Annotated in this window: 13 protein-coding genes; 5 read left to right on the forward strand and 8 right to left on the reverse strand. The window is 56.1% G+C overall.

Translation table 11 applies throughout. The annotated features are described in order from the left end of the window. The coding region (locus tag ACQY36_RS04030) for a hypothetical protein (RefSeq protein ID WP_428077909.1) at window positions 1-254 on the forward strand (254 nt) is incomplete at its 5' end. Between the two features lie 213 nt (window positions 255-467). Here the strand turns inward: ACQY36_RS04030 and rpsI are convergent. The 8 genes from rpsI to nifU form a co-directional block, all read right to left on the reverse strand. Next, window positions 468-863, reverse strand: coding sequence for a 30S ribosomal protein S9 (rpsI, locus tag ACQY36_RS04035; protein ID WP_428056037.1), 396 nt, complete (start codon window positions 861-863; stop codon window positions 468-470). Window positions 864-878: 15 nt separating this feature from the next. Continuing rightward, window positions 879-1,304: a 50S ribosomal protein L13 gene (rplM, locus tag ACQY36_RS04040; RefSeq protein WP_428056034.1), complete on the reverse strand. Its 426-nt coding sequence runs from the start codon at window positions 1,302-1,304 to the stop codon at window positions 879-881. Between the two features lie 101 nt (window positions 1,305-1,405). Then, window positions 1,406-2,398: a tRNA dihydrouridine synthase DusB gene (gene dusB / locus ACQY36_RS04045; protein ID WP_428077911.1), complete on the reverse strand. Its 993-nt coding sequence runs from the start codon at window positions 2,396-2,398 to the stop codon at window positions 1,406-1,408. Then, window positions 2,395-3,885, reverse strand: coding sequence for a bifunctional metallophosphatase/5'-nucleotidase (locus tag ACQY36_RS04050; protein ID WP_428077913.1), 1,491 nt, complete (start codon window positions 3,883-3,885; stop codon window positions 2,395-2,397). The genes dusB and ACQY36_RS04050 overlap by 4 nt, the downstream gene beginning before the upstream one ends. Window position 3,886: 1 nt before the next feature. Then, the gene (locus ACQY36_RS04055) at window positions 3,887-5,350 is read right to left on the reverse strand and encodes a bifunctional metallophosphatase/5'-nucleotidase (protein WP_428077915.1); all 1,464 of its coding nucleotides are present in this window, start codon (window positions 5,348-5,350) and stop codon (window positions 3,887-3,889) included. Window positions 5,351-5,423: 73 nt separating this feature from the next. Further along, on the reverse strand, window positions 5,424-6,872 hold the full coding sequence (locus tag ACQY36_RS04060) for a bifunctional metallophosphatase/5'-nucleotidase (RefSeq protein WP_428077917.1): 1,449 nt from the start codon (window positions 6,870-6,872) through the stop codon (window positions 5,424-5,426). A 48-nt stretch (window positions 6,873-6,920) separates the two neighbouring features. Further along, window positions 6,921-8,090 carry a cysteine desulfurase NifS gene (nifS, locus tag ACQY36_RS04065; protein WP_428077919.1) on the reverse strand — a complete coding sequence of 390 codons (1,170 nt, stop codon included), beginning with the start codon at window positions 8,088-8,090 and terminating at the stop codon, window positions 6,921-6,923. 1 nt (window position 8,091) lies between these two features. Then, window positions 8,092-8,943: a Fe-S cluster assembly protein NifU gene (gene nifU, locus ACQY36_RS04070; protein ID WP_428077921.1), complete on the reverse strand. Its 852-nt coding sequence runs from the start codon at window positions 8,941-8,943 to the stop codon at window positions 8,092-8,094. A gap of 139 nt (window positions 8,944-9,082) precedes the next feature. Between nifU and ACQY36_RS04075 the strand changes: the two genes are divergently transcribed. From ACQY36_RS04075 to ACQY36_RS04090, 4 genes are all read left to right on the forward strand, one after another. After that, window positions 9,083-9,913, forward strand: a complete 831-nt coding sequence (locus ACQY36_RS04075; protein WP_428077923.1) for an NAD(+)/NADH kinase — start codon at window positions 9,083-9,085, stop codon at window positions 9,911-9,913. 1 nt (window position 9,914) lies between these two features. Further along, window positions 9,915-11,573 carry a DNA repair protein RecN gene (gene recN, locus ACQY36_RS04080; RefSeq protein WP_428071650.1) on the forward strand — a complete coding sequence of 553 codons (1,659 nt, stop codon included), beginning with the start codon at window positions 9,915-9,917 and terminating at the stop codon, window positions 11,571-11,573. Then, entirely contained in the window at window positions 11,557-11,868 is a 312-nt protein-coding gene (locus ACQY36_RS04085) for a hypothetical protein (RefSeq protein WP_428077925.1), read from the forward strand. The genes recN and ACQY36_RS04085 overlap by 17 nt, the downstream gene beginning before the upstream one ends. A 138-nt stretch (window positions 11,869-12,006) precedes the next feature. Further along, window positions 12,007-12,366 (forward strand): hypothetical protein, encoded by a 360-nt coding sequence (locus ACQY36_RS04090; protein WP_428077927.1) that lies wholly within the window; start codon window positions 12,007-12,009, stop codon window positions 12,364-12,366. The last annotated feature ends 29 nt before the right edge of the window (window positions 12,367-12,395 follow it).

A 12,395-nucleotide genomic window follows, 5' to 3' on the forward strand; every position in this document is an offset into this window, starting at 1 on the left:
ACAATACAAGCCTTTTATATCTTTCTTCTTTTATTTCTAAAAGAAGCAAAAGGTTTTACGTCCTTTTTCTGATAGAATTCCAAAACTATTTCCTACTTTTTGTGCCGACAAAAAGTAGGCAAAAAACTCGCTTAGGCGGCCCGCAGGGTTCGGGCCCTATAAAACGCACTCGCGGCGGATGTTTTTACAACTCGCTGCCGCTCAAACAAGTAAAAACATTCTTCCGCCTTGAGGCGTTTTATAAACAGGGCTAAGACCTGCATACAACGACAAAACGAACACAACTTCGGGTCAGCCGCAACAGGTCCAAGGCCTTGGGGCTCTGGCCTGGCCAGGGCCTGGGGAAAGAAGGGGCTTTTATGCCTTTTGGAAATGACAGTTGAGGGAGACAGGGGTTTTCGCTATATGCAACAACCCCCGCGTAAGCGGGGGTTGCAAAACATTTCCTGCAAAGTTCCAGCCAACGATTAACGTTTGGAGAACTGGAAGCGTTTGCGGGCGCCGGGCTGACCGGGTTTCTTTCTTTCAACCATACGCGGGTCGCGGGTAAGATAACCGGCTTTTTTCACGGCTTTTTTCAGATCTTCGCTGATCGCGGCCAAAGAGCGCGCAATCGCGTGGCGCAGCGCGCCGGCCTGGGAGGACACGCCGCCGCCCACTACTTTGGCGGTAACGTCGTATTCTTTATCCAGGTTGGTGAGCGCAAGCGGGGCTTTCACGGCCGCTTTGCAGCGGGCGTGGTTGCCGAAATACTCGTCCAAAGATTTGGCGTTGACGGTGATTACGCCTTTGCCTTTCAAGAGCTCTACCGTGGCGACGGAGGTTTTTCTTCTTCCGGTTTTAAGTTCTTTCGTATTGTTCATAAATTTCTATCCCTCTTATTTACCAAAGCGTTCGGTGAAGGAATGTTCTTCGCCGGCGAACAGTCTCAAGCGTTTCATTCTGGGCGCGCGGAGTTTGTTTTCGTCCAACATTCTCTTAACGGCCAGTTCCAGCACTCTGGTGGGGTTCTTTTCCAACACTCTTTTGACCGGAGTTTCTTTAGCGCCTTTGGCGTAACCGGAGTGGGAGAAGTAAACCTTCTGTTCCAGCTTGTTACCGGTCAGTTTGACTTTGCCGGCATTGGTAACGACGACGAAGTCGCCGCAGTCCATATGAGGCGTATAGGTCTTTTTGTGTTTGCCCATAAGCAGCACGGCGATTTTCGTGGCCAGTCTGCCCAGGGTTTGACCCGTGGCGTCAATCTGATGCCATTTGCGGGTGGTTTCAACTTCCTTAACGGAAGGCAAAAAAGTTTTTGTCATATGTTTGGTTTCTACCTTGTGTAATTAATGCGCAGCGGAGTGGTGGCCGCTGTCTTAATGACTCGTGGTTTCCTATATATTATATCAAAATGTAGGGGATTTTACGGATTTTTTTGCGTTTCCAGCCGCTCAAGCGTCCGGGCAAAGAGGGTTTCTATATCGGCCAAGGCGTCCATCCGCACGAATGCGCCGCGCACCTGCGCCGCGTTTTCAAAATCTTTTATCCAATATCCGGCCGTTTTGCGGCTGCGGTTGACGCCTATGCGCTCGCCGTAGAAAGACACGTTTTCCCGGATGAGGTCCCGGTACACGGCCATCCGCCAGGCCGGCGTGTGGGCAGAGAGAGGCTTCCCTTCCAGCTCGTCCGCAATATCTTTAAAAATAAACGGATTGCCGACCGCGCCGCGCCCAATCATCACCCCCGCGCATCCGGCCTGCAAAAACCGCCGCGCCGCCGCCGCGTCCAATACCCCGCCGTTGCCAATGACGGGAATCTTAACCGCCTGGCACGCTTCGGCCAGCGCTTCTATATTGGGCGGCCCGGCATGCACGTCCACCGCCGCGCGCGCGTGCAAAGTAACCGCCGCCGCGCCGGCGTTTTCCGCCAGTTTAGCCAGCCGCGCCCCCAACAGTTCTTTACGGGTCAGCGCGATGCGCGTTTTAAGCGTTACCGGAATGCGTACGCTTTTTACCGCGGCTTCAATCAGGCGGCCCAGCTTGGCTTCGTCTTTCATCAACACACAGCCCGCGCCCGCTTTATTAATTTTTTTAACCGGGCACCCGGCGTTTAAATCCACGATATCGGCACCTTGGGCTTCGGCGTTTTTCGCGGCCTCGGCAATAGTCGTTTCGTCCGAGCCGAAAATCTGCATGGAAACGGGATGTTCCTTGGGATTGACCTGAAGCATTTTCCCGCTTTTGGGGCTGCCGAAATGCAAGGCGTGCGCCGACACCATTTCCGCGCACACAATCCCCGCGCCGCCCTTTAAGCAAAGCACCCGGAAAGGCGAATCGGTAATGCCCGCCATCGGGGCCAGCAGTAAATTGTTCGGGGCCGTAAACGAGCCTATGGTCAGCGGGCGGATAAGCGTCATTTTACTTTTTTCCAGCGGCCGAGCGCCGGGGCCTCCACCGTTTTTTGGCGCGCAAGGCAGGAGCGCATAATTTGGCGCGCTTCCACAAAGGTGTTTTTAAATTCCAGCGAATCAATAAACCCGTCATGCCCGAAGCCGCCGGCCAGCACATGGTCCGTTACCGCAAAGCGGTACGTATCCTGCGGGCGGACGACGCGGCCATTGTCCAGGGTAATCTGGCGGATTTTTTTGCCCTGCGGCGTGTCCGCGTACGACACGGTAAATCCGGCAATCTGCGGGAAATTGTCTTTGGCGTTTAAAGAGGCTTCCATCGCTTTTACAAACGCCGCGCCTTTAATGGTAAGAAAAGTGATATTGTCCCCGTACGGATAGGCTTTGTACAAATCATATTCGGACAAACGCCCGGCGGGCAGGGAACTGCGGATAGAGTCCGAATTAAGCACGGCGCCGTCCAGGCGGGACCATTTATACAGGCACTGCGTGAGTAAATTGCCCAGCGCGGATTCCTGCGCCAGCGCGGTATTAATCTGCGCGGGCAGTTCGGCCACGCGGGCGTTCATTTTTTGACGGGTTTCCGCCCGAAGCGATGCGGCCCGGCCCGCGATTTCCGCGTCCTCCGAAAAAGAATCTTTCAAAAGCGGAATGTCTTCAAACGTCTGCCCCCGGAATTGTTTGTTCTTGTCAAACGACAGACGCACGAGGGCCACGCTGTCTAACTTGGAGCCGGGATAGACGATAAACGTATCGTTGATTTGGTCGGTTTCCGCGTTTTCGCGGTCTTTATTGGAGCTTAAAATCAAATGAATGCCGCTGACTTCTTCGGCGATGGACGTATCGCTGACGCCCGTTTTTTCCGGGTCGCCCAGGGAGCTGAGCAGGATGATATAATCCACCCCTTTTTCGTGCAGTAAGGCCGTCATGGTTTTGGCGGCCTGCACCGGGTCCTGTGCCGAGAGGCCCGGCAGGCGGGATTTGTTTTTGTTGATATTGGTGGGATTAATCAGCCCGAACACGCCGATTTTAATGCCGTTTACCGTACGGATTTGATAATCGTGCATCGGCCAGGGGATTTGGTTTTCCAGCCGCAGGTTGGCCACCACAAACGGATAGGGCATTTCGCGCACGATGGCGCGCAGAGACGGCCAGCCGTAGACTAAATCTTTATCGCTGATGGTTCCGGCGGTATAGGGAAGCGTGCGGGCCAGCTCGGCCACGTAGGCGCCTTTGGTCATGGTGCCTTCGGGCGCGGAGCCGAACCAGCTGCCGCCGTCAAACAGGAGGTATTCCCCCTCCCGGCTTTGCAGGAAATTTTTAAGCACGGCGTAGCCGCCGGCTTCGCGGTTGTCCAGGCGCGGTTCCGGGCGGGACCAGTAAAAGCCCTGCACGTCGGCCGTAAAAAAAATGTCAACGGAAGTCAACTCCTCCCGGGCGCAACCGCCCAGGAGAACCAGCCCCGCCAGTACCGCCGCAAACCGTTTTACGCGCATATCACCGCCGGATGATTCTCCCCGTCTGGGGCGGCGTTACCGGCCCTTTTTTAAGCGCGTCTTCCATCAAATCGCGGATGGTTTTGGACCCGGCCAGCTTTTTGTCTTCGTCCGGGATTTGTTTAAACATCCAGCCTTCGCTGCCGCCGCCGGCAATATACGAGTTGGTAACAAGCGTATATTTTTTGCGGTTTTCAACGGGCTTGCCGTCCACTAAAATTTCAATGTCTTTGATTTTGCCTTTTTTGTTCTGCTTATACGTAATCGTCAGGCCCGAATACGTGTAGAGGCTGCGCGGCGCAAAGCCTTTTTTTACGAAACGTTTTAAGAACTTGCCGTCCACGGTTACCAGCGTTACGGTATTGTCAAAGGGATGGATGTCAATTAAATCGCGCTTGGTAACGGGGCCTTTTTTCATATCCACGCGGGTGCCGCCGTTGTTGTGCACGGCAATCTGCGCGCCGGAATACGCGCGCAGCAGGTCGGCAATCCAGTCGTTAAGCGGCGAATCCTGCCGGTTTTCATCCGCAGGCAGTTTGGTCAGTACGTCCGACGCGGTGCCGACCACTTCGTCCACGCCCGGCTCGCGCAGGGAATCGGCATAGGCTTTCATCTCCTCATCTTCGCCGGTTTTGGCCGTTACGAGCGGAATCAGTTCGGACTTGGCGGACACGAACTTGCCCGTTTCGTCGTCCGTCTCTACGGATATGCGGCTGACGTTGTTTAAATAAGAACCGCTTTCCACAAACAGCACATCGTTAATGTATTTGTTCTGGAAAATTTTATGCGCATGGCCGCCCAGCACCACATGTACCCGGCCCGCGAATTTGCGGCCGATGTCCCCTACGTAAGACTGCGTGCCGTGCTTGTCGTCTTCCAGCGAATCGTGCACCAGCACGACCACCACATCCGGCTTTTTGGCTTCCGCCGCCGTCAGCGCTTTTTCCAAAGCCGCCAGCGGCTTGCCGTAGGAATACAATTTGGAAGGATTGGTGGGAACGCGGTTCGCCAGCCCGATTACGGCCACTTTTACGCCGTTTTCGTCAAAAATTTTATACGGCAGAACGGACGGCGGATATTTGCCGGTGGACGTTTCAAAAAAGTTGGCGGCCAGCACCGCAAACTGCGCGTTGGCCAGCAGCGGCGCGACGCCTTCGCCCTTAAAATCAAATTCGTGGTTGCCGATGGTGGCGGCGTCATACCCCATGCGGTTCATCATTTGTACGCCTTTTAAACCTTTGGAATTGCGGGTTTCCACGGTGCCGTTGGCAAAGTCCCCGCTGTCCAACAGCAGGTAGCATTTCGGGCCGGCTTTCAGCACCGCCGCCATCGCGGCGAAACCGCCCCGGCCTTCGCGCGGATAGAAGAAACCGTGTACGTCGCTTGTGTGGTAAATCGTGGTAGTTTTGGCCGTCAAAGCCAGGGGGAGCAGCAGCGCTGCAAGCAGCAACCAAGTTTTTTTCATAGTAGGGGCCTCTCTCTCCTTATAGGGGGATAATTTTATAGTAACAAAAACGCCGCGCAATCACAAGGCCGCCTTACATTGCCAAACGCACGATGCGCCCCGTCCGCGGCGGGAAAACGGGACCGTTTTTTAAAGCGTCCTCTATCAGGGCGCGCACCGTTTTCGGCCCGGCGGACTTTTTATCCGCCACCCGGGAAAAAGTTTTGTGTCCTGCCACAAAAGAATTGGTCCCCACCGTGTAAATTTTACGGTTTTCCAGCGGCTTGCCGTTTACGGAAACGGCTAAATCCAGCACTTTTCCCGTTTTTCCCTTCCGGTATGAAACCGTCAAGCCGGAATAAGTGTATTTATTCCACGGCAGCAAGCCGTCTTTTATAAATTTTTTAAGCATCCGGCCGGACACCCGCATCAGTACGACCGAATCGTCAAAAGGAAAAAGCTCCGTTAAACTGCGCGGGGTGACGGGACCTTTTTTCATATCCACGCGGGTGCCGCCCGTATTATGGATAAACACTTCCGCCCCGCTGTACGAACGGCCCAAATCGGCCACCCAGTCGTCCAGCGCGCCGTCCTGGCAGGAGGAATCGGCGGGCTTTTTGGCAAGCGTTTCGCCGGCAAAGCCCAGCACTTCGTCTATTCCCGGCTCCCGCAGGGCATCGGCGAAGGCTTTTATTTCCGGGTCTTCGCCGGTTTTGGCCGTCACGAGCGGAATCAGTTCGGACTTGGCGGACACGAATTTGCCCGTTTCGTCGTCCGTTTCCACCGTTATACGGCTGACGCCGGTTAAATAACTGCCGCTTTCCACAAACAGCACGCCGTTGATGTATTCGTTCTGAAAAATTTTGTGCGCATGTCCGCCCAGCACCGCGTGTACGCGGCCGCCGTATTTCAGCGCGATATCCCCCATATACGGCAGGATGCCGTTTTTATAATCCGCCAGCGAATCGTGCGCCAGCACAACCACCACATCCGGTTTTTGGGATTCCATCGCCGCCAGCGCTTTTTCCAGCGCTTCCAGCGGTTTGGAAAAACGGTATTTTTTTACGGGTTTGGCGGGTTTGCGGTTGGCCAGCCCCACAACGCCCACCCGCACGCCGTCCGCCTCAAACACCCGGTAAGGCTGCACAAAAGCGGGAAAGCCGCCGGAATCGGTATTACGCAAATTGGCGGCCAGCACGGCAAAATCCGCTTTTTCAAACAGCGGCGCCAGGCCGTCTTCGGTAAAATCAAACTCATGATTGCCGACCGTGGCCGCATCGTACCCCATACGGTTCATCATTTCTACGGCTTTTAAGCCTTTTGAACTGCGGGTTTCGGCGGTACCGTTGGCGAAATCTCCGCTGTCCAAAAGTAAAAACGGCCGTTTTTCCCCGTTCAAAACAGCCTTGAGTGCGGCAAACCCGCCGCGCCCTTCACGCGGATAGAAAAAACCATGCACATCGCTGGTGTGATACAAAACCGTCGTTTTGGCGGAAAGGAAAAGAGGGCACAACAAAAACAACAGCCATAAATATTTTTTCATACGGGCGTCCAAAAAACCGCGCCCGTTCAAGGCGCGGCGCACATAAATTTAAGCGGCCAGCCGCGAAAACGGCGATATCTTGCGCAGCCGTTCAATAATGGGAGGCAGTTCTTTCAGCACGGTATTTACCTCCTCTTCCGTCGTTTGGTCGGAAAGCGAAAAGCGGATGGACCCGTGCGCAAACTGGAACGGCACGCCCATCGCGCGCAGCACGTGCGACGGCTCCAGCGAGCCCGACGTACACGCCGAACCCGACGAGGCGCATATGCCGAAATCGTTTAAATACATCAAGATGGATTCGCCTTCAATATAGCCAAAGCTGATATTGGTGGTGTTGGGCACGCGGCAGGCCGGGTCCCCGTTTACTTTTACGTCCGGCACGGCGGCCAAAATGCCCTGCTCCAGCCGGTCGCGAAGCGCGGCAATGCGCGCGGGCGTTCCGTCCGACAGGCGCGCAAGCGCCAGTTCGCTGGCTTTGCCCAGCCCCACGATATAAGGCACGTTTTCGGTGCCGGCGCGACGGCGTTTTTCCTGATGGCCGCCCAGCATAAACGGCATAAAGCGGGTGCCGCGTCTGACGTACAGCGCGCCGACCCCTTTGGGGCCGTGAAATTTGTGCGCGGAGAGCGAAAGCATATCAATCCCCGCCGCCTTTACGTCCACCGGAATTTTGCCCACGGCCTGCACCGCATCCGTATGAAACAGCGCGCCGTGTTCGTGCGCAATCCGCGCGATTTCGGCCACCGGGAAAATGGTTCCCGTTTCGCTATTGGCCCACATTACGGACACGAGGGCCGTATCTTCGTCAATCACGCTTTTGAAGCGTTCCATATCAAAACGGCCGAACTCGTCCACGCCGATAAAGTCCACGCGGTATCCCTGCGATTCCAGGTATTTGTACGGCTCCATAATGGCCGGGTGTTCCACGGCGGAGGTGATGAGATGTTTTTTCCTGGGCTGGGTGCGCACGGCGGAGAAAATAGCCGTATTGTCGCTTTCCGTCGCGCAGGAAGTGAAAATAATTTCGTCCGGGTAGGCCGCGCCGATCAGTTCCGCCGTGCTTTTGCGCGCGGCGTCTATGGCGCGGCGGTTGTTCCCGCCGAAGGCGTGCATGCTGGACGCATTGCCGTATTTTTCGGAAAAGTACGGAAGCATCGCCTCCACCACCGCCGGCGAACACTGGGTGGTGGCGTTGTTGTCCATATAAATGACTTTCATATTACGCCTGCTCCACGCTGAGGGACGAATCCACTTTCTCCTTCAGTGTTTTTTCAATAAAATTTTTAAGCGTGCCCGCCGCGCCCGCACAGCCGCTGCACATGCCGGTCAGGCGGATTTTTACGGTGTTTCCGTCCAGGTCCGCCAGCTCCGCGGAGCCGCCGTCCATATTCAGTTTCGGGCGCACGTCCTCTTCCAGCACGCGTTCAATCGTTTTGATTTTTTCCACCACCGTCATCTGCGCAAAGGTTTTTTGCGCAGCCGCGGCGGGGATTTCGCACGCGCCGTTTACTTTATCCAGAATTTTCTGAATGTCGCCCTTGCACCGCCCGCAGCCGCCGCCCGCTTTGGTAAAGTGGGTAACGTCGTCCACGGTTTTTAAATGGTTGGCGCGGATGGCTTTAATAATCGTTTCTTCCGACACGTTAAAACAGTGGCAGACGATTTTTTCTTCTTCCTGCTCAAACACCACGGGTTTGCCGCCCTGGCGGTAGCTTTTAACGGCGGCCTCCAGCGCTTCCATACCCATTACGGAGCAGTGCATTTTTTCGGCGGGCAGCGTGCCCAGCGCGTCGGCGATGTCCTGGTTGGTGATTTTGGACGCTTCGGCGATGGTTTTGCCTTTCACCATTTCGGTTAAAATGGAAGACGAGGCAATCGCGCTTGCACAGCCGAATGTTTCAAATTTGGCGTCTTCAATGACATCGGTGTCCTTGTTGACTTTAATCGTCAGTTTCAGGGCGTCTCCGCACACCAGGCTGCCGACTTGACCCGTCCCGTCGGCGTCGGGAATGGCTCCCACGTTGCGCGGATTTTTAAAATGATCCATTACTTTATCCGTATAGTCCCACATAGTAAGACCCCCTTTCTGTTGCTTCTAACCTATAATATTATATCATTTTGCACAACCGCCGGAAGGCGTGCGCCGCCCCCAAAAAGGGATTAGTTGTCCCCCTCCCGCCGCCGGGTTTTTTTGCTAAAATAAGAGTACTATGAATTTTAAGCAAGCCGCCGTTTTTTACAATGCGCACAAAACGCCCGTCCGGCCTTTGGCCGAAGAAGCGTGCGCTTTTTTGCGCCAAAACGGCGTGCGGGCGCGCCTGCTGACGGATTTAAGCGGCCTGGCGGACGAACCGGCGGACCTGCTGGTCAGTATGGGCGGAGACGGGACGATGCTTCACTGCGCCCGCGCCGCCGCACCGCTTAACATTCCCATTTTCGGCATCAACTGCGGCACGCTGGGCTTTTTGGCCGCGTGCGAACAGAACGACTGCCAAAACTCTCTGCAAGCCCTGCTGGAAGGCAAGTGCGCCGTCAACGAACGCCTTATGCTCCACACGCGCGTACTGACGCCCAACGCCAAAGACCGGGAGTTTCTGGCGTTTAACGACTGCGTGCTCCGCGCCGCCGCGCCCCGGGCTTTTTTGATTGAAGCCGCCTGGAGCGGGAGCGAAATGCCTTCGTATTTTGGGGACGGCGTAATCGTTTCCACCCCCACGGGCTCCACCGCCTATTCGCTGGCGGCGGGCGGCCCCATCGTGCAGCCGGGCGTGGACGTGCTGGTGGTTACGCCCATCTGCCCCCACACGCTTAACCAGCGGCCGCTTATTTTATCCGCCGAAGGCTCCCTTACGCTTACGCCTTCTTTTAAAAACGAGGCCGACCGCGCCATAGCCAGCATTGACGGCCAAATCAATTTAACCCTTCCGCCCGGCGCCCGCGTGCAGATTACGCGCAGCCCGGTAAAAGCCAAACTGCTCTGCCCGCCGGAACGCGGCTTCTTTCCGATTTTAAACCGTAAACTCAAATGGGGGAACCGTTAGTATGCTCTCGCGCCTGCGCGTACAAAATTTTGCCATTATTTCGGACCTGTCGCTGGATTTCGCCCCGGGGCTGAACGTATTTTCCGGCGAAACGGGCGCGGGCAAATCCATCGTTATTGAAGCGCTGGGGTTTGTGCTGGGCGCGCGCGGGGACGTGTCCGTCATTAAAGACGGTGCGGACAAAATGACCGTGTCCGCCGTGTTCTCCAGCGATATGCTGCCCGAAGCCGTGCGCAAAGAATATCAGATTTCCGGCGACGTGTTCACCCTCAAGCGCGAACTGGACCGCAAAGGCAAAGGCAAAGCCTATGCCGACGGACGCGCCGTTACGGTGGCCGCGCTGGCGCATATAGGCCGCGCGCTGGTGGACTTTCACGGCCAGCACGAACACCAAAGCCTGATGCACGCTTCCGTGCATTTGCTGCTGCTGGACAAATTTGCCAAGCACGGAACGCTCGTGCAAAAAACCGAAGACGCCTACCGCCGCGTACAGGCCGTACAGGCCAAGCTGGACGCCGCGCGTTTAAGCGCGCAGGAAAAAGAACGCCTGCTGGATATGAGCCGGTACCAGCTCAAAGAAATTGAAGACATCAACCCGACGGCGGACGAAGATTTCCAGCTGGAGCAGACCCTGCCCAAAATGAAGCACGCCGGCAAACTGCTTGAAATGGCGGCCGAAGCGTACAACGAACTCTACGAAGCCGAAGATTCCGCCACCGCGCGCGCGGGCAAAGCCGCGCGGGAACTGCAAAATATGGCGGAACTGGACGAAAACCTGGCCCCGCTGGCGCAGGACGTCAGCTCCGCGCTGTTAACGCTGGAAGATGCCGCCGCCACGCTGGGCGCATATAAAGACGACATCAATCTAGAGCCCGACGCGCTGGACAAAATGCTGGAACGCCACGAAAAAATCAAACGCTTAAAAGGCAAATACGGGCCGGAAATCGCCGACGTATTACGCACCGCCGAAGAGCTGCGCGCGCGTATTGACAATTTACAGCATTCCGAAGAGCGCGAGCAGGAACTGCTGGCCGAGCTGGAAAAAGACAAAAAAACCCTGTTAAAACTCGCGCGCGAACTGCACGACAAACGTATGGAAGCCGCCGAAAAACTCTCCGCGCTCATCACCGAACAAATCCGCCCGCTGGGCTTTCACGCGGTGCGTTTCGCCACCGCCGTGGAAATGGACGAAGAAAACGTCGGCCCGACAGGCGCGGACAAAGTGGAATTTTTATTCTCCCCCAACCCCGGCCAGTCCCTGCGGCCGTTGAAAAATATCGCTTCGGGCGGCGAGATTTCGCGCGTGATGCTGGGCCTGAAAACCGTGCTCGCGCCGACCGTGCCCGTAATGGTGTTTGACGAAGTGGACGCCGGCATCGGCGGGGAAACGGGGCATTTGGTGGGGCAGAAACTGCGCTCCGCCGCACAGGGCCGCCAAGTGCTGTGCGTAACGCACCTGGCGCAGGTGGCCGCGCAGGCGGACCAGAATTTTCACGTGGATAAAAAAGCTTCCCAAACCGCTACGGACGTATCCATCAGCCCCCTTTCGGGCGAGGGCTTAACCGCCGAAATCGCGCGGATGCTGGGCGGAGGGGCGGACAGACGCTCCGCCGCGTTTACCCACGCCGAGGAGCTGTTAAAAGATGCGGGACGCCTGTAAAAAAATCCTTCCTTTTCTGCCGCATAACTGGCTGGGGCTTAAAGGCCTCAGGCGGTTGTTTATCGCCCTGTTTTACGCCACGCTGGCCGTGGGCGCGTATGCGGCCCTATGCTGGGTGCAAACCTTATTTATAAGCGCGGCGGAGCTGGCCGTCCATTCCGCCCCGCTGCGCCGGATTTACGCGCTGGCGACGCTTCAGGCCGCGCTCGCGTGTATGGGGTGGACGCTTCTCATCCGTCTGCTGGGCGCGCTTATCACCGTGCGTCAAACCCTTTGCCGCCCCGACGCCGGATAACCCTGTTTTCCGGTTGCGTTTCCGACCCGTAAAAGATACGATTTTATACCAAGAGAATTATCGCTATAAGCCTATTCTTTTGATACAATATGTGCATAGGGGGGTAAGATGTTTCCCCGCATATAAAAGGAGTGAACTATGTCTAAATGCTGCAAATGCGCCAAATGGTGGCCGCACAACTGGCTGTGCCTAAAGGGGTTGTCCGTCATTTTCCTGGCGCTTTTCTATCTCGCGTTGGTTTACGCCGTATTCCAGGCGTACGCCATCTTCACGCATCCGCAACTGACCGGAAGCGAAATGTGGCTGGCCGCCGCCTTCTATGTGGCGAGCGATTTGGCCGCCGCCGTGGGTTTCTTGACCGTGGCCAAGATTCTCAAGGCCGTACGCAAAATTAAAAAAGCGGTGGCTCCGTGCGGCTGCTCCGTTACCGAAGCAGCGGTGGAAGAAGCTCCCGCCGAATCCAACATTGAAAAAGTAGTGGAACACGAATCCAAATAACAGCTGCGGCGCGGCACGCCCGCGCCGCC

Origin of the sequence: Candidatus Avelusimicrobium alvi, from assembly GCF_958451995.1 — a bacterium.
Taxonomy (GTDB): Bacteria; Elusimicrobiota; Elusimicrobia; order Elusimicrobiales; family Elusimicrobiaceae; genus Avelusimicrobium; species Avelusimicrobium alvi.